The organism is Psychrobacter sp. JCM 18902 (assembly GCF_904846615.1).
In the GTDB taxonomy this organism is placed as follows: domain Bacteria; phylum Pseudomonadota; class Gammaproteobacteria; order Pseudomonadales; family Moraxellaceae; genus Psychrobacter.
In genome coordinates this window covers 2,520,740-2,539,238 of the sequence record NZ_CAJHBK010000001.1, presented here as the reverse complement: position 1 = coordinate 2,539,238, position 18,499 = coordinate 2,520,740, and the positions used below count along the sequence as shown (strand labels likewise).

General features: G+C 45.7%; 14 protein-coding genes and 2 tRNA genes. 9 read left to right on the top strand and 7 right to left on the bottom strand.

Annotation, left to right across the window (positions count from 1 at the left end; genetic code table 11):
• Positions 1-53 precede the first annotated feature (53 nt).
• The 4 genes from JMY05_RS10490 to gltX all read right to left on the bottom strand — a co-directional run bounded on the left by JMY05_RS10490 (position 54) and on the right by gltX (position 2,559).
• A tRNA-Glu gene (locus JMY05_RS10490) sits at positions 54-129 on the bottom strand.
• A gap of 146 nt (positions 130-275) precedes the next feature.
• Positions 276-351, bottom strand: a tRNA-Ala gene (locus JMY05_RS10485).
• A gap of 122 nt (positions 352-473) precedes the next feature.
• Positions 474-851 (bottom strand): hypothetical protein, encoded by a 378-nt coding sequence (locus JMY05_RS10480; protein ID WP_045445806.1) that lies wholly within the window; start codon positions 849-851, stop codon positions 474-476.
• 178 nt (positions 852-1,029) lie between these two features.
• Positions 1,030-2,559 (bottom strand): glutamate--tRNA ligase, encoded by a 1,530-nt coding sequence (gltX, locus tag JMY05_RS10475; RefSeq protein ID WP_201615028.1) that lies wholly within the window; start codon positions 2,557-2,559, stop codon positions 1,030-1,032.
• Positions 2,560-3,074: 515 nt separating this feature from the next.
• Between gltX and rsmH the strand changes: the two genes are divergently transcribed.
• From rsmH to JMY05_RS10440, 7 genes are all read left to right on the top strand, one after another.
• Positions 3,075-4,079, top strand: coding sequence for a 16S rRNA (cytosine(1402)-N(4))-methyltransferase RsmH (gene rsmH, locus JMY05_RS10470; RefSeq protein ID WP_201615393.1), 1,005 nt, complete (start codon positions 3,075-3,077; stop codon positions 4,077-4,079).
• A gap of 245 nt (positions 4,080-4,324) precedes the next feature.
• The gene (locus JMY05_RS10465) at positions 4,325-4,822 is read left to right on the top strand and encodes a cell division protein FtsL (RefSeq protein WP_045445812.1); all 498 of its coding nucleotides are present in this window, start codon (positions 4,325-4,327) and stop codon (positions 4,820-4,822) included.
• The gene (locus JMY05_RS10460) at positions 4,819-6,927 is read left to right on the top strand and encodes a peptidoglycan D,D-transpeptidase FtsI family protein (RefSeq protein WP_201615026.1); all 2,109 of its coding nucleotides are present in this window, start codon (positions 4,819-4,821) and stop codon (positions 6,925-6,927) included. Before JMY05_RS10465 ends, JMY05_RS10460 begins: the two co-directional genes overlap by 4 nt.
• Before the next feature lie 71 nt (positions 6,928-6,998).
• Positions 6,999-8,738 carry a UDP-N-acetylmuramoyl-L-alanyl-D-glutamate--2,6-diaminopimelate ligase gene (locus JMY05_RS10455; RefSeq protein WP_045445815.1) on the top strand — a complete coding sequence of 580 codons (1,740 nt, stop codon included), beginning with the start codon at positions 6,999-7,001 and terminating at the stop codon, positions 8,736-8,738.
• Positions 8,739-9,023: 285 nt separating this feature from the next.
• Positions 9,024-10,484 carry a UDP-N-acetylmuramoyl-tripeptide--D-alanyl-D-alanine ligase gene (locus JMY05_RS10450; RefSeq protein WP_045445818.1) on the top strand — a complete coding sequence of 487 codons (1,461 nt, stop codon included), beginning with the start codon at positions 9,024-9,026 and terminating at the stop codon, positions 10,482-10,484.
• Positions 10,485-10,487: 3 nt separating this feature from the next.
• Entirely contained in the window at positions 10,488-11,606 is a 1,119-nt protein-coding gene (gene mraY / locus JMY05_RS10445; protein ID WP_201615024.1) for a phospho-N-acetylmuramoyl-pentapeptide-transferase, read from the top strand.
• Between the two features lie 207 nt (positions 11,607-11,813).
• Positions 11,814-12,791 (top strand): putative RNA methyltransferase, encoded by a 978-nt coding sequence (locus JMY05_RS10440; protein ID WP_045445982.1) that lies wholly within the window; start codon positions 11,814-11,816, stop codon positions 12,789-12,791.
• A 67-nt stretch (positions 12,792-12,858) separates the two neighbouring features.
• Here the strand turns inward: JMY05_RS10440 and JMY05_RS10435 are convergent, their stop codons facing one another.
• The 3 genes from JMY05_RS10435 to JMY05_RS10425 form a co-directional block, all read right to left on the bottom strand.
• On the bottom strand, positions 12,859-14,382 hold the full coding sequence (locus tag JMY05_RS10435; protein WP_201615022.1) for a phospholipase D-like domain-containing protein: 1,524 nt from the start codon (positions 14,380-14,382) through the stop codon (positions 12,859-12,861).
• Between the two features lie 172 nt (positions 14,383-14,554).
• The gene (locus JMY05_RS10430; RefSeq protein ID WP_045445821.1) at positions 14,555-15,349 is read right to left on the bottom strand and encodes a YdcF family protein; all 795 of its coding nucleotides are present in this window, start codon (positions 15,347-15,349) and stop codon (positions 14,555-14,557) included.
• Positions 15,350-15,458: 109 nt separating this feature from the next.
• Positions 15,459-16,364: a LysR family transcriptional regulator gene (locus tag JMY05_RS10425; RefSeq protein ID WP_045445824.1), complete on the bottom strand. Its 906-nt coding sequence runs from the start codon at positions 16,362-16,364 to the stop codon at positions 15,459-15,461.
• Positions 16,365-16,521: 157 nt separating this feature from the next.
• Here JMY05_RS10425 and JMY05_RS10420 point away from each other — a divergent pair, with 157 nt between their 5' ends.
• A complete protein-coding gene (locus tag JMY05_RS10420; protein ID WP_045445827.1) occupies positions 16,522-16,911 on the top strand; it encodes a RidA family protein in 390 nt (129 codons plus the stop codon).
• A gap of 48 nt (positions 16,912-16,959) precedes the next feature.
• The gene (locus JMY05_RS10415; RefSeq protein WP_045445830.1) at positions 16,960-18,435 is read left to right on the top strand and encodes an aldehyde dehydrogenase family protein; all 1,476 of its coding nucleotides are present in this window, start codon (positions 16,960-16,962) and stop codon (positions 18,433-18,435) included.
• The last annotated feature ends 64 nt before the right edge of the window (positions 18,436-18,499 follow it).

The window sequence follows — 18,499 nt, the reverse complement described above, 5'->3', positions numbered from 1 at the left end:
AACCTGATGCTTAAAGATGCTAAGAAAAAGTGCTAATAAGTGACGCCGAATAGTGGCGTCCCCAGGGGGATTCGAACCCCCGTTACCGCCGTGAAAGGGCGGTGTCCTAGGCCTCTAGACGATGGGGACGCATAGAGTGTTATAACCAATGGTTACAACGGTACTTCACAATATCAGATAGCTTACAAGTAAGCATTGCCTAGGTGCTGATATCGTCCTACTAGCGAGTATTTATGGTTACGTTTCAGTAGTACTGAGCGTTGCAATAAATAGTATGGTGGAGCTAAACGGAGTCGAACCGTTGACCCCTTGCATGCCATGCAAGTGCTCTACCAACTGAGCTATAGCCCCTCGCTAAGAGTGTGCGTATTTTATGCAAGACCGGCAGTCCTGTCAACTACTATTTTAAAAATAATGCATAAATATTTGAGAAAAAGCGTTTAAAGCTATTTTAGCTACTTAATAAGCCCAAATTAGCGTGGATTTTGCTTGATGGCAATCTCTTTAATGGCTTTATCGGTAAAGAATTCTTCCTCAGTGAGCTTAGAGCTGCTGTCAGAAAAAATAATGGCGCAGCATTCCGTTGGGATATATTGACCACCTTTTTCTCGGATTGTTCTGATGCCTTTAAAGCCAATGATGTCAGATTCTTTCAGTCGATCGACATTATGATTGGTATAACCACAGTAAGTAGTATATATCCACTTTAAATCTTCAAAGTCCTGACCCTTTGTCAGGGTAAGTTTTGCCTCAAAAAGCTCTTTTACGATGGCATCATAGTATTTCTGTGCTTCTTTGAGCGTGCTAAAGACATAGTCTTTGCTTTCGATTGTGACGGTTTTGGCGGCCATGTTTATTTCCAATTAAAAGGTTTGATACAGGATATTTAATAATAGTTGAAGGGTAGTAGTACCTATTAATGACAAAAAAAGGGTCAGAACTGGGCTGACCCTTCTAAATTCATAAATTTTAGCTAATCGATTGTTTAGTAGATGAGTTATTCAGCTTCTAAACTATTCAGCTTCTAAACTATTCAGCTGCTAAAAAATCTGGCAATTCTGCGGCTTGTTTCTCAAGTTTTTTCAGCTTCTTTTTACCCAAACCGCCAAGCACGTCAACTGCATGGCGCAAGCGAGTCAAGGTCATATCAGCGCCGATAATCGCCATAGAGTTCATGACGGGCGTTGATGACGTGCTGCCAGCGATAGCGATAAAGAACGGTGCCATAAAGTCACGCATCTTAATATCGAGGTGAGCGGCAAGACCTTTTAGCGTGGCGTAGATATTTTCTTCTGACCACGTTGGTAAGGTTTCTAGCTGCCAAAGCGCCAGTTGTAGCATCTCGGTAATTTGCTCAGGCGTTAGCGATTTATGGGTAAAGCTCTCAGCATTGATATCAGGTAAGTTCTGGAAATAGAAACCACCCCAATTAACTGCATCAGATAACAGCTCAATACGAGGCTGAATCGCCGCTGCGATAGCCGTCAGCTTGTCACTGTTATTTGCCCAATCGAGGATTTTATTTTTTAACTGTTCAGGAGTGAGCGCGCGTAACCATTCTGCGTTGAGCCAGTTCAGCTTTTCGATATCGAAAATAGGGCCACCAAGTGACACACGCTGAATATCAAAACTAGCAATCATTTCTTCTAGGGTAAACTGTTCAGCTTCGTCAGGCATCGAGTAGCCCATACGACCGAGGTAGTTGAGCAACGCTTCAGGTAGCACGCCTGCATCACGATAATAGGTGATAGAGGTTGGGTTTTTACGCTTAGACAGTTTTGATTTATCTGGGTTACGCAGCAGTGGCATATGGCAAAGCACAGGCATCTCCCAACCAAAATACTCATAAAGCAGCTGATGTTTAGGCGCAGAGTTGAGCCACTCTTCACCACGCAACACATGGCTGATATCCATCAAATGGTCATCGACAACGTTGGCTAAATGGTATGTTGGCATGCCGTCGGTTTTTAGCAGCACCTGCATATCGACTTGCGTCCAAGGAATTTCAACCGTACCGCGTAGCATGTCATGTACTTGACAGACGCCTTCGGTAGGCACACGCATACGAATCACGTGAGGCATGCCTGCTGCAACAAGTCCAAGAGTCTTCTCAGAGCTTAAATGTGCACAGCGACCGTCATAACGTGGCGTTTCACCATTGGCCATTTGCGCAGCACGCATGGCATCGAGCTCTTCACTGCTACAAAAACAGCGAAACGCATGGTCGTTTTCTATAAGCTGCTCGGCATGTTTTTTATAAATATCGCTACGCTCGCTCTGACGATAAGGCGCGTGCGGGCCACCAATATCTGGACCTTCCGCCCAGTCGAGACCGACCCAACGCAGCGCATCCAAAATCATTTTTTCAGATTGTTCGGTTGAGCGCGTTTGATCCGTGTCTTCGATACGTAAAATAAATTCGCCGCCGTGGGCTTTAGCAAAAGCTAAATTGAATAGGGCAATATAAGCGGTGCCGACATGCGGAAAGCCAGTAGGCGAGGGCGCAATGCGGGTGCGGACAGGGCGCGTGCTGGTAGTTGAAGTCGATGATTGCATCATAAAATTCTCAGAATAGGCTAGTTAATGAATATGGTAGTGAAAAATGAAAAAAAATAGCAGTGAAAAATGCTAATGATAAATATGAATGACACGTTTGAATAAAAAATACGTATGAAACAATAGCCGTCAATGTAGAAAAATAGCGTAAAATATAGCGCTAGTATAACAGAGAGATGGAATATTTTTAACGAAATGCCCGTCTAGCGCTTGACTACCCGTGTATCCTTGCGATAATAATGTTAGACAAGTCATAACTTGTTTATTTTCATCTGATTTTTCACTCTTACTGACCAAAATGGTCGTCATCTACTGAGTCGTTTGTGTCCATATTGAATAATAAGCCAAAAAATACGCCGAATACTAAGCAAGATTCTAAAATAGACTCTTCTTTAGCCACTGTTAGTGCTGAATCAGTGGCTGAGCTGTCTGCTGTAGAAAACGATTTTGTGGTAGAGAATGACTCTACTAATCAGCCGACTCAAGAGTCTGTCACTGATAAAGCCAACTCTGATGAATTGAGCTTTGTTCATGACGCGGTGTTATTGCAAGAAACCGTCGCGGCAGTGCTGGGTGTCAAAGCGCTACCTAATCAAACAGACGATGCAGAACAAAGCAGTGACAATCAAAATAGCTTGCAGATGAGTGGCGTCTACGTTGATGCAACCTTTGGGCGTGGTGGTCATAGTCGATTATTATTAAGCCAGTTGGCTGATGACGCAACCTTGATTGTTTTTGATAAAGATCCAACGGCGATTAGCGTCGCGCGCGAATTGGCAAAGACCGATAGTCGCGTAAAAGTGGTGCACGATAGTTTTGCGACGTTGACGGATAGTCTAACGGCAATGGGAATTACTCAAGTTGACGGTTTAATGGCAGACTTGGGTATCTCATCACCGCAAATTGATGATGGCAGTCGCGGTTTTAGTTTTATGCGTGATGGTGCGGTCGATATGCGTATGGATACCAGCCGTGGGCAGTCGGTCGCTGAGTGGTTAGAAAAAGTCGATGATGAAACCTTGGCTAATGTGCTTTATGATTTTGGCGAAGAGCGCCACAGCCGCCGTATCGCCCGTGCTATTAAGCAGATGGACAGTTATGACTCTACTTTGGCATTGGCTGAAGTGATTAAAGTGGCGCATCCTAATTGGCAGCGCGGTAAGCATCCAGCGACTCAGAGCTTTCAGGCGATGCGCATTTTTATTAACAATGAGCTTGGCGATGTTGACGACTTTTTAGAACAAAGCATTCCGATTTTGAAAGCAGGCGGCCAGCTGGCAGTGATTAGTTTTCACTCATTAGAAGATCGCCGTATCAAGCAGTTTTTGCAGCGTCATAGCAAAGGGCAATATCCAGAGGATGAGAATTTGCCGATGCCGCCGAAGCGTCCACGCTACTTTAGCAAGCCTAAACGCGTGGGTCCAAGCAAAGCTGAAACCAGTCAAAATCCACGCGCGCGTAGTGCGTGGTTGCGCATGGCGACTCGTACTGATACCGACTATCTACCCAGTGTCGAGCAATAACACAGGTAGCGTGATGTTGTAGAGAGGGTGTTTGGCTGCGTTGCTGGTGATTGGTTGCTGGCAATTAGGTAGGATAGAAAGTCTGAATACTTACGCGGCTGTTAAAAATCTGTAAACATTATCTGCTAGGCTCGGCTGTTCCTTTTTCGTTTGGTTTTACTTTATTGATGGTTCTGTACAAAGCGTCTTACCGCTCTAAAACAGTTGCCAATTTTCATACTTGAAGTCCACTTTTTGAGAGCGTCATGGCAATATCTGACAAACCCGCAAACCGTCGTGCTGCAATGCCGCATAACACCGATATCGGCGAGCTATTCGTGCGCCGATTTAATGTGGTTAGTATCTATGTAGTGGTGCTATTGCTGTTAGCAGTGGCGATTGTGTGGAGCGGTATCAAAACAGCCGAAGGTGTTCAGCAATATCATCAGGATTATAAAACCTTGCAAGACATGAAAAAACAAGAGCGTAATCTGCAAGTCGAACATCAGCGTTTGCTCATTGAACAGCAGACTTTTAGCGCGACGCCGCAAATTGCTAGCCGTGCGGTGGCTGAACTGGGCATGTTTTCACCGACGCTAAAAGATAAGCTCATTATCCAGCCGGGTGTTGCCACAGCACAGGTGCCAGTCGTTGATACTGACTCAGATGAGGATAAGTCTGACGTTATCGAACCACGAGCTGCTACGGATATATCGCCTGACGCTCCTATCACCGATGCCACGGTAGCGGAGGCAGGACAATGAGTGATAAAAAACCTAATGCCAATAGCGGTAAAACGACCGCGAAAAATGCGAGTAAAAAGCCAACTAGCGGTAAGGTTACTAAGCCCTTACGTCCTGCCAGTGCAGCCAAATCGGGACAAACAGGCAGTACGGCTGAAAAAAAATCCTCTGGCAACCGTAAGGCTAAATTGTTTGATCGATTGAAAAAGAGTGAAGAGCAAGGCGCTTATACCAGTGTCAAAAACCTGAAAAATAAAAGAGGGTTTTTGGGTAAAGCGTCTGGCGCTTCCTCTCGCGGCGGTTTTGAGCAAGACAAAAACCGTTTCCGTACTATTTGGGTCATTGCATTGGTTGTCTTGGGTTTGCTGATAGCCCGTGCTTATTATTTACAAGTTGCCAATGCCCAGTTTTATCAAGACAAAGGTGATGAGCTCATCACTAGCGTGCGCACGCAAAAATCCTATCGCGGTATGATTACCGATCGCAATAATTTGCCACTTGCAGTCAGTGCACCACTGGCGACGGTCTCCTTTAGTCCGCATGATTACGCGCGCGAATATTACGAGCTTAAGCGTATTATTATCACCAATCCTGAGAGTCCACAGCTGGTTGCGCGTATGCAAAAGCGTTTGGATAATATGGATCTGACCACGCTTGCGGCGGCTGCGAATATTTCGGTCACTGAACTAAAAAAAGTTACCGCTATCGACGATAGTATTGATGTAACCGATGAAGCAGCAGTTAAAGCCGCGTTGCCATCGGGTGCAGGCTCGCACTATCTGCCGCTACTGAATAAAGTGACGCCTGAGATTGCCCAAAGTGTCAGCACCCTTGATTTTCCTGGCGTCTATGAAAAAAACTTTTTCCAACGTTATTACCCGCAGCCACAACCAAACTCGCAGCTATTGGGTTTTATGGGTCAAAATGTCAGCGATCCTGAAGGTGGTTACGAAGGTCGTGCTGGTATCGAACGCCAATATGAGACTGAGCTGGCAGGTGATGATGGCAAAGTGTTGGTGCTAAAAGACGCCAAACAAAACAGTTTAAAAGAAATTAAACAGATTGAACCAGAAATACCAGGTAAAGATGTGGCGTTGACCATTGATTCGCGCTTGCAGTATTTGCTTTATAAAGAACTAGAGAAAGCAGGGCGTTTGCAAAAAGCGCGCTGGTCAACAGGCATGATTGTTGATGTGCAGACGGGTGAAGTGCTTGCTTTGTCAACATGGCCATCTTTTAATTCTAATAACCTGAATGAGATGACTGGTGAAAACCAACGTAACCGTGCGCTGCTCGATGTCTTTGAACCCGGTTCAGTCATGAAGCCATTTACCGTTGCAGCGGCTTTAGACTCAGGAAAATATACCGCCACTACCTTAATCGATACCAATCCTGGCTCTATTCGTGTCCGTGGTTATACCATTCGTGACCATAATAATTTAGGGCGGATTACAATGGCAACGCTATTACAGAAATCTAGTAACGTCGCCTCGACTAAGATTGCTTTGTCTTTACCCGCTGATGGCATTACCAATATGCAAAAGCAATTTGGTTTTGGTTCAAAGACACCGCTACAGTTCCCAGGGGAAGGTAGTGGGCTTGTGGTTACACCAAAAGAAAAAGAAACATCAAGACGTGCAACGGTCAGTTATGGTTATGGTCTACAGGTAACACTGGCTCAGGTCGCGCAGGCTTATTCGGCGCTGGCGGCAGGCGGTGTGATGCACCCATTGACCCTCATTAAAGATGACAAGCCGCAGCCAAGCAAGCGTATCATGGCACACGAGCAAGCGATGTCTATCGTACAAATGATGGAAAGTGTCACCGAACCGGGTGGTACGGCTAAAGGTGCTGCGATTGACGGTTATCGCGTCGCTGGTAAAACAGGGACGTCGCGCCGTATCAATCCAAAAGGTGGCTACTATACTGACCAATACCGCAACGTTTTCGCGGGTATGGCGCCAGCATCCAACCCTAGGCTGGTCGGCGTGATGCTCATCGAAGACCCGCGTGGTCAGATTTATGCTGGTTTAACAGTCGCGCCAGTCTTTCATAATGTCATGAAAGAGGCGCTGCGTTTATACAATGTACCCTTAGATAAGCCGTTAAAAACGGAAGATCTATAGGCTTAAACGTAAGTTTTTTTAATGTTCAGTTTTTAACTATTTGATGTGTTTTAACCGTATAGGATTTGCCAATGACCCTGTCACCGTCGTCGCCAAGCATCACACCAGTCACCTTGCAACAGCTGACTGAATCTAGTAGTAGCAATAGCAGGCATGGTGTAGATATAGAGCAGGCATTGCAAAAACTATCGACTCAGACGACATCGATTGGGGCGGATTCAAAACCAATCAATTCGTTTCTTGATATTCCATTCCTGCAGTTTCGTTTAGACAGTCGTCAGCTAGAGCCGAATGATGTGTTTGTGTTATTAAAAAGCCACATACCAAACTGTCAAAAAAGTCGCGACTACCTCTATCAAGCCGCTGAAAATGCGGCTTTTATCCTATCAGAAATAGATCCCACGGCTTTGCTTAGCACGATTAGCATATCAAATCACGCCGATATCACTTTACCAAATGATAGTACTGCTAAAGCGCAGCAGCAATTAGCAGCACTGCCTTGCCCCGTATTACATGTGCCCAATATTCGTGATTTTTTAGGGACACTCATTCAAGCACGTTTGCAGTATCAGCAGCCCGTGGCCTTGCCAACTGTCATAGCGGTGACGGGCACCAATGGCAAAACGACTATCAGTCAATTGGTGGCGCAATTGACGCAGCTGACAGGTATGAGCAGCGCAGTTATGGGCACGGCAGGGAATGGTAGGCTTGGCGCTTTGGTGCAAGCCAGCCATACCACGGGTGATGCCTTAGCGGTTCAGCAATTTTTATATCAAATGGGTACAGAGAATGCTGAGTTATTGGCATTGGAAGCCAGCTCACATGGTTTGGATCAGCAGCGTTTACAAGGTATGCCAGTGTCGGTGGCGATTTATACCAATCTTAGCCGTGACCACTTAGATTATCATGCCGATATGACAGAGTATGCCGCAGCAAAAGCTAAACTGTTTGATAAAGCACATTTTCCAGATTTGACACACGCTATCATTAATATCGATGATGAACATGCCCAGATTATGCTCGACACCGCAGATGCCAGTGATTTAACGGTCTGGACGTACAGTTTAGAGTCATCAAAATCTGCGACCTTTGTTGCCGCTGAAATCAAGCCAAGTTTGCACGGTGTTGAGATTGCGCTGCGTACTGATTTTGGTAACAGTGAATTTGATAATGCTGATTTTAAAAACAAAGAAACCAATAGCATTAATATCGTCAGTCCATTACTCGGGCGCTTTAATGTTGCCAATTTGCTTGCCGCAATGGCAGCTGCCGTCGCTTTAGGCATTAGCCTTGAGCGTATTGCCGCAGTGGTGCCGCAGCTACAAGGTGCGGTTGGACGTATGCAGCGTGTGCCGTCTAATGATGGCTGCTTTATCGTTGATTATGCGCATACGCCAGACGCTTTAAGCCAAGTGCTTGCCAGCCTAAAGACCCATTGTAAGGGTCAGCTGTGGGCAGTGTTTGGTTGTGGTGGCGACCGTGATGCGGGCAAACGTCCTTTGATGGCGCAAGCAGGCTTGGCAGGCGCGGATAAAGTCGTATTAACGGCAGACAATCCACGCACCGAAGATCCCAATATCATTTTGCAAGATATGCAAGCGGGCATGACGAGTGAGCAATATCAGCGTACCCATATCGAACCTGCGCGCCAAGCAGCGATTGAGTATGCGGTCAATCAAGCAGCGCCTGATGATATCGTCGTTATCGCGGGCAAGGGTCATGAGACCTATCAAGAAATTAACCATGTTCGTTATGATTTTGACGACAGTGTTATTTTGCAAAATGCCTTAAAACAAGCAGGGCGTGTATAGCATTTATAGATAAATAATAGCGCTTACAGTTAGTTTTTCATGATATCTAAAAAGTATTAGGGCGTGTCCTCATTTTAAAAATGGTGATAAAGATGAGATAAATTGCCGTCAAACAAGGAAAGTAGCGCAAATAATATCGAAATATTAATAAGCTAGTTGACGATGTTTGGCAAAATTTAGCCATTTTTAGTCCATTTAGATAATAATCGATTGAATTGAGGACACGCCCTAGTCGTTAACTATAAAAAATAAATAAGTAGTCATCATATATATAAGGTAATCATTATGACAGCCGACAACGATAACAGCATTCAGTCGCAAGGGCTGTATGTTTGGCAAGCAGACAATCTGCTCGCGGCAACCGCAGCACTCAATGGGCATTGGCAGCTGAGTGAAGATCAACCCGATTCAGAAAACACTTCAGTAAATGATGTCATGAGCACTCGTATCGCCACCGATACCCGTACGATAAAACCTGGTGATATATTTTTAGCGTTATCGGGTGATAATTTTGATGGTCACGATTATATCGATACTGCCATCGCGCAAGGTGCGGTTGCGGCTATCGTCACTCGCCCTATTGCTACCGCTGATGCAAATAGCATTCCGCAGTTAGTGGTGAGCGATACCCGTTTGGCGCTAGGACAATTGGCTGCGTATCGTCGTCAACAGCATCAAAATTTAACCGTAATTGCTATTACTGGCTCTAGCGGTAAGACCACCTGTAAAGAGATGCTGGGTAGTATCTTTGGCAGACTTGCCCCAACGCTTATCACGCGTGGCAACCTAAATAATGACTTGGGTGTGCCGATGATGTTGCTCGAATTATCCGACCATCATCGTTATGCCATTCTAGAGCTTGGCGCAAACCATATTGGCGAAATTGCTTATACTACCGAGATTGTAAAGCCAGATGTTGCGTGTATTTTAAATATTGGTACGGCGCATTTGGGTGAGTTTGGCAGCCGTGAAGGGATTTGCCAAACCAAGGCTGAGATTTACCATACCTTGAATGACAGCCAGTTTGCGATCGTTCCTGATAAAGATGATTTTACCAATCAATTACGCCGTATCGCTGAAAAATATACGTCACACGTGATTGGCTTTGGTAATACTGATGTCAGTGCCAGCCATTTAGATGTCGAGCCTGAGCGCAGTGAATTTAAGCTGCATATCGGCAATCAAGTCCATGATATCAACTTGCCACTAGCGGGCGAGCACAATGTCAATAATGCTTTAGCCGCTGCTGCTTGTGCCCATGCACTGAATATCGATGTTAGTGATATCGTCGTCGGACTTGAAAATGCGCGTCCTGCTAAAGGGCGCTTGAACAGTCAATTACTGGGTATGCATCGCTTGATTGATGATACCTATAATGCCAATCCGCACTCGGTGCGAGCGGCAGCAAAAGTACTAGCGGCGCAAACGGGCACGCAAGTCATGGTGCTGGGCGATATTGCAGAACTGGGAGAGGCGGCGGTTAGCGAGCATCAAAGCTTGGGTCGTACCATTGCGACAACGGGCATCAATGTGCTGCTGTGTGTTGGTGAATACGCGCCTTTTACCGTGGCGGGTGCACAAGAGGTTTCTGACATCAATGCCCATGCGTTTACCGATAAAGACAGTTTATTGGCGTATTTGAAGCCGTATTTGCAAGCGCAGCAGGCGCAGCCTTGTACGGTGCTGTTTAAAGGTTCTCGTTCCATGCAAATGGAAACCCTTATCAATGCGCTAATCGAGGAGTAGGCGGTGTTAGTTTGGTTGTTTGGCTGGCTTGGCCAGTATTACACGCCGTTTTCTGCGGTTTCTTCGTTGACGCTGCGAGCGTTACTCGCGGTCATTACCGCCCTCGCATTTAGCATGTTTTTTGGTGGGCCTGTCATTCGACGTCTGCGTGCATTGAAATATGGTCAAGCGATTCGCAGTGATGGCCCGCAATCGCATTTGGCGAAAACTGGTACGCCGACCATGGGTGGGGTGCTGATTTTAAGTGCGATTGGCGTGTCCACCTTACTATGGGCGCGTTTGAATAATCCGTACGTTTGGATTTTGCTCATTGTCATGATTATCTTTGGCGCGGTCGGCTGGGCAGATGATTGGCTAAAAATTAAGTATAAAGATCCCAAAGGCTTAATTGCTCGCAAGAAATACTTTTGGCTCTCTATGGGTGCTTTGTTCGTCGGTGTGTCTTTGTATTATATCGCCACCTTGCAGCCAGATATTGCGACCACGCGTGAGATGCAGGATTTGCTGCTACCGATTTTTAAAGATTGGATGATTCCTTTTTCGGCAGTGCCATTTGGTATTGGCTTTATTATCTTTACCTACTTTGTGATTAATGGTGCTTCTAACGCCGTCAACTTAACCGATGGCTTGGATGGTTTAGCTATTTTGCCCGTGGTCTTGGTCGCGGCAGGTTTGGGCGCAATGGCTTATGTATCAGGTGATGTACGCTTTGCTGATTACTTGCATGTGCCTTATATTGCCTATAACTCCGAGGTTCTCATTGTCTGTGGTTCGATGATTGGTGCAGGGCTTGGTTTCTTATGGTTCAACGCCCATCCAGCCCAAGTGTTTATGGGTGATGTGGGGGCACTTGCTCTCGGGGCGATGCTCGGTACGATTGCCGTTATGACCCGTCAAGAAATCGCTTTTGCTATTATGGGTGGTCTATTTGTCGCCGAAGCGTTATCGGTCATGCTACAGGTTGGCTCGTATAAGCTGCGTAAAAAGCGCGTCTTTCGGATGGCACCATTGCATCATCACTTTGAAGAAATTGGCTGGAAAGAGACGCAAGTGGTGGCAAGGTTTTGGATTATTGCCATTATTCTCGTCATCCTTGGGCTCATGACCTTAAAACTGCGTTAACACAGCCATATCGCTCGAACATTAATATGAATATCATGTATGCAAAAGCCATCTCACTTTAGTTGAGGTGGCTTTTTTTGTTGCTAACAGTTTGGTTGCTGATAGTTTGTTTTTCGCATTTTCTTTCCTGCATTGTTTATCGCGCCTTTTATCACGCAGTAAGCCTGAATTTTGTTAAAATGGCAGTCATATTGCGATGATGTCGAGATACTTGTGAGCTTATTTATTTGTCCCCTTTGCCAATCACCATTACAGCCTGCCGCAGATACGTGGCGCTGCGATGGCAGCTTGCACCCAAAACAAACGGCTCATCCATTTGATGTGGCACGTCAGGGTTATGTTAATTTATTACCCGTGCAACAAAAAAAATCCAAAGCACCAGGCGATAGCCAGCAATCAATCGAGGCGCGCAAACGGTTTTTAAATGCCGGACATTATCAGCCATTGCAAACGCTTATTTGCCAAAAAATGAGGGAATTGTTGTCAAAAAATGATTCAGTCACTGAGCCAACAAATGAGCCAATAATTAAAAAGGATAGCAAGGTGGTCAATTGGTTGGATATTGGCTGCGGCGAAGGTTATTACACGCAGGCAATGACACAGACGGGAATGGATACGCTCATCGCCGCAGATATCAGTAAACCTGCTGTGGTAGAGCTTGCGAAAACGAGCAAAGCGACGGGGCGTCTTTGGTATCAGCAAGCTAAAGACAGTGTTACTAATGCGACAGCCAAATCGGCAGTCATCTATCCGCTTGTTACCAGCGCTGCTCATTTGCCGTTACGCGCGCATAGCATAAAGGGTATTAGCAGTATTTTTAGCCCTATCTTGCCAGACGCGTTCGATGAGGTATTGGCGGCAGACGGTTATTTAATCATTGCCAAGCCAGATATCGGGCATCTAGCGACGATGCGCGAAGCGTTATTTGATAACGTCCGCGAGCATGATTCGGATAAGTTTTTGCATGAATTGGCTCCATACTTTACGCTGATGGGTACGGAGCATGTCAGTACCGACATGACGTTGTCAGCCGCTGATTTGGCTGATTTGATGACTATGACGCCTTATGCTTATCGCGCGCTTAATGAAAAAAGACAGGCGCTACTAGCAGCGGTCGAAACAGAATCCTTTACGACACAAGCTAAGTTTGTCGTTTATATTTTGCAGAAGACAGTAGCTGAATAGAATCGCTTAATGTCATTAGCCCGTTTAGATATGATCAATTGAATTGAGGACACGCCCTAATAATGGATTATAAGACAGGTCCCATCGTGGCGACAATGTTATTCCAGATTTTATAAGATAACGGCCAGTTTTCAACTTGCTCACGAGTGACCTCTTCAGAATCAGCGATATATTGGTATTGTCGCTCAACGATGGCTGCTGTGAGCGTTTTATCGCTAAACACAATGTTGTTTTCATAGTTCAAATCAAAGCTACGCAAGTCTAAATTGGTCGAGCCAATCAGACTGATTTCGCCATCGATGGTCAAGGTTTTTGCGTGTAATAAACCGGGTTTATATTCGTAAATATTGACCCCCGCTTCAAGCAGCTGCCAGTAATAACTGTGGCTGGTAGCAGCTACGACTATTGAGTCGTTATTCTTTGGGAAAATCATGGTTACTTGTACACCGCGATAAGCGGTCGCACACAAAATGCTGACGAGCGAATAATCAGGCACAAAATAAGGCGTTGAGATAATCAGGGTTCGTTTTGCCTGACCAATTAAGACACCTAAAAATTGCGGTGTGGTGCCGCGTCGTTGGGTAGGACCATCAGAAAAAACTTGTGCAGCAAAGCCTTTTGGCGGCAATGTGACTGGTAAAGGTGGCGGTGATGTTATTGGCAAAGGTTCATCAGTTTCTGGCTGTGGGGATTTTTGTTGCTTTGGTTGAGGGTCAATAAAATAAGGAAAGCTGTCAAGCGGCGTATCAGGATTTTCAGTCAGCCAATCACTGGCAAACAACATCTGATTCTGTGCCACCACTGGTCCTTCGACCCGCAGCATAATGTCTACCCACGGCGCAAATTTTGGCTTTACACGAAACTCAGGATCGGCGCAGTTGCGACTGCCACAGTAGCCGATTTTGCCGTCAATAACCGTAATCTTGCGGTGATTTCGCAAGTCAATCCGGCTAAACATGAGTACCTTTAAAAGATTACTAATTGGTAGGGCAACACTGACTTGTACGCCAGCTTCTATCATTTCCTGCCATATCTTTGAGCCGACCATTTTTCGTGAGCCCATACCGTCAACCATTGCTCGGCATATGACGCCGCGCCTTGCCGCTCGCATGAGTGCTTGAGCAGTATCGATTCCCATACCATCGATTAGCCAAATATAATACAGCACATGAATATGATCGGTCGCTGCATCAAAGTCGGCAATCATACGTTTGCGCGTCTCAGCTGCATCTGCCATCAGCTCTGCGTGATTGCCCACCGTTGTATGATAGCCAGTTGCATTGGCAGAGTAGGCAAAGGCCGCTTGGTATTCAGGTTTGATGGCCTCCGACAAAGCGATGTCATCACCAAGTACTTCAGGACTATGTGCGCTTAATTTATCGATGATTTCTTTACGTTTGCGCGTAAAATCGCGTCCTAGATGCACCTCACCAAACATCCAATAAATTACAACCCCCAGATAAGGCAAAATGAACAATATCACGAGCCAAGCGAGCCGAGCGGGCGAGGTCAGATCATGGCGCGCAAGCACTCGCAAAGAGATCAGTATCAGCAGCATAAAATGAACAGTTAAAAAGATATCCAATAGCATAATGCGCTCCATCATTATTATTTTTATTTGCAGTATTTATCAGTGGTTCTTACTGATTATAACGCACTGTAAAATTACCACCGTTTTGATTGGTAAAAACAGCAATGCGGCAACGCTGGAGCTATGATATTTAGTAGTAAGCTTGTTCAAACTGGTGAAATATACACCTCCATCAATACTCTCCTAACAACCAGCCACTGACAAAGGCAAAATACTCGCGAAACCAAGCGTTATAACGAATGGATAAAGGTGTGGGACTGGCGACGGTGATGGGTTGTGTATAGCCCTGATGTCGCGCAATGCTGGCTGCGCGAATGCTATGGAAATCACTGGTAACGATGGCGATAGGATCAGTGATAGACAGCCCTTTTGCTTCTAACAACGTTCGGCTGTTAGCGAGGTTTTCTTCCGTACTGGTACTTTTACCTTCTTGTAAAATGCGTTCGAATGGCACGCCATGTGCCTCATGCAAATACGTGGCCATGATATCGGCTTCGCTACGTGTACGCTGAAAACCAACGCCACCACTGGTTATCACCAAAGCATCTGGCTGCGTCTCGATAAGGGGCGCGGCGGTGTCCAAGCGCTTGGCGAGCGTCGGTGTCGGCTTACCTGCAACCGTGCCAGAGCCTAATATAATAATCGCTGCCACTATCGGTGCAGGCTGCTGGCTAAGTGCAATCTGCTGTTGTAATGACCAAATAAATAGAGCGAAGCTCAACAACCAAAGTATAAATACAGCACATAACCCATACCAAAGGCGGTTAAAGCCATAATGTTGGCTACAAAACTTGCGTATTGCATGCCAAAACATTCCATGTATGACAAAAACCATGCCGACTAAAAAAGGTACAACCGAGCCGAAATTAACTTTACCGACGACCATCAATGCAGCGCAATCGATGATAAGTATGATGCCGATAACAGATAAGAGGCCACGAGTAACGGAAATTAAACCTTTAGTCATAGTGAAAGACGCTTTTATTCAAGTGAATGGAGTTTCTGATAGTGGCTTATAAAAGTAAGCGGTAATGAGGTATGTTTTAACCCATTATTAATCTATTTTTAACCTGTTTTTATAAAATATAGTGATTCTGGACATACTGAATGCACAGTTCATGAAACGCTTGTGCTGGCGGTGAAATCGTTTTATTTGCCAATTTAAAAATACCAATTTGTCTGTCTAAGGCAGGTTCAAGTAAGTCGAGCCATACCAATTCTGGCTCATTCGACGGAAAGGCGAGCTTGGGTAAGGTGGTGATACCAAGATCATTGCGTAATAATGAAAATAAGGAAGTAATATTCTCGACCGTGTAACGCGCATTACGGTTGAGCACCTCGGCGGGTGTGTTTTCGAGCAGTCGGCAAGTGCCATTATAGATAAAAGGCTGGGTCATCAGTTGTTGCCATTTAAGCCCTGTTTTTTGATAGTTTCTTGACGGTTTTACTGGTTGATTTAATGAGTTGCTTTTTAAGCAGACCACGCCAATCGGGTCAGATATGAGCAAGGTGAAATCTATGTTTGATTGGTCGATACTAGTGCAGTTGCCCAATGCTAAATCGATTTCACCTGCCAATAAACGATTGGCCACACCGACAGAGTTATCATCTATTAGTACAATCTCGACATCAGGATATCTCTTGGAGTACTCAACCAACACGCTAGGCAAGAGTTTTGTCACCAGTGATGGCACGCTTGCAATCCTTATTTTGCCTTTATCGCCAGCGGCTGCTCCTTTTAAATCATCCTCTAGCGCTTGATAAACCGTCATAAACTGCTCGATTTTGGGTAAACAAGTCTCTCCAAAAGGCGTGAGTGTTGCTTTATTTCCTCCTTCAAATAAGCGCTGACCTAGTATTTTTTCCAATTCCTTTATCGAGGCAGACAACGCCGCTTGCGAGCGATTGGCGCGATCCGCCGCCGCCCGAAAGCCGCCTTCTTCTACCACGCATAAAAAGTGATGTAATTGCTGTAATTTCATACGCTTACTCCTCACCACTATTAATATATAAGATATCGTCTATGATAGATTAAATCTATCATATTCTAAATTTAATTAGTTAGATTTATCGTTATTACTTGGGTAGGATATCTCTATAGCAATCGCTGCCCAATCATTGATCAAAGGATATGACGACATGACGACTCATTCAACCAAACAAGCCATCAAAACCTCACTTTATGCGTCTAAAGCCCCTTTAGAATGGGCGATCACTAGCAATGGTACGTTGTACACCGCGCAGATTCCTATCGATGAAAATGGTGATGTGGTTGCAGGTGGTATCGAAGCGCAAACTCGTCAAACGTTAGACAATCTCAAGCACACACTAGAATGTGCCAATGTTGGTATGGATTCGGTACTACAGGTCATGATCTATGTGACCGATCGCGACTATCTAAAAACCGTCAATCAAGTCTACGCCGAATACTTTGAAGCACCATACCCAAATCGGGCAGCGCTCGTGATAGCAGGACTGGCTCGTGAAGAAATGTTGGTTGAGCTGGTCGTATATGCCGCTGTGCCTTAAAACTAATTTTAATATTCCATCTTTTAATACTTTATCAAGGAAGCTCTTATGTCAGCTCATACCGCCCAACAGATATTGCAGCAAGACCCAACCAAATCACTTTATATCAATGGTGAATGGCAGGCGGGCGTAAATACCGTTGCCAATATTAACCCATCTGATATCACTGACACTATCGGCGAGTTCGCACAGGCCAGTGGCGATCAAGTCAAAGATGCCATTGCTGCTGCCCGTCACGCTCAGCCAAAATGGGAAGCGACTCCTTTAGAAAAAAAGCAGTCTATCCTACAAGCGATTGGCGATGAAATGATTGCTCGCTGTGATGAGCTAGGTACGCTGTTGTCTCTTGAAGAAGGCAAGCCGTTTGCGGAAGGTCGCGGCGAGATTTACCGCGCAGGTCAGTTCTTTCATTATTATGCCGCTGAGGTATTACGCCAAATCGGTGATAACGCTGCCTCAGTACGCCCTGGTGTCAAGGTTGAAGTCACCCGCGAAGCAGTCGGTGTGGTCGCCATTATCTCACCTTGGAACTTTCCAACGGCCACGGCTGTGTGGAAGATCGCCCCAGCGCTAGCGTTTGGTAACACTGTTATTTGGAAGCCTGCAAATTTAACACCAGCCAGTGCAGTAGCATTGGCCGAAATCATCCATCGTCAAGGCATGCCAGAAGGGACATTTAACCTGCTACTGGGTGGCGGCTCGTCAGTCGGTGATGCACTCATCAATTCTACAGATATCGATGCCGTTAGCTTTACGGGCTCTGTACCAACAGGTCGCAAAGTTGCTGCTGCAACGGCACCGAACTTTATCCGTTGTCAGCTTGAGATGGGCAGCAAAAATGCCTTGGTCATCGCTGACGATGCTGATTTGCAAGTCGCTATCGATGCGGCAGTGGCTGGTGCGTTTGGTGGTTCGGGACAAAAATGTACCGCTTCCTCACGACTCATCGTCATGGACAGTATTCATGATGCCTTTGTCGATGGTGTGGTCGCAAAAATGAAAACCTTAAAGGTCGGCCATGCGCTTGATGACGGTATCTTTATGGGGCCTGTCGTCGATGACAAGCAACTAGCATCAAACATGGACTGGATCGAAAAGGCCAAGCAATCAGGTGCCAATTTAGCCTTTGGTGGTGAGCGTTTAGAGATGCCGCATGACGGCTACTATATGTCACCGACGTTATTTACCGAGACGGACAACAGCTGGGATATCAACCAAGAAGAAGTATTTGCGCCGCTAGCTTGCGTCATGCGTGTTAAGGATTTGGGCGAAGCGATTGCGATGACTAATGATACGCGTTTTGGTTTGACGGGCGGCATCATCACCCAAAGCTTGCGTAGCAGTGCGATGTTCAAAGAGCAAGTGCAAGCAGGTTGCGTGATGGTCAATCTAGCGACTGCAGGTACCGATTATCATGTACCTTTTGGTGGCCGTAAACAGTCAAGCTTTGGTCCGCGTGAGCAAGGTCAATATGCCAAAGAGTTCTATACCATCGTCAAGACCGCTTATCAAAAAGCGTACTAGGCATGTCTTAACAAGCATACTCGCCGCTATCGAAGTGACACGGTGTGAAAAATCACTTAATAGC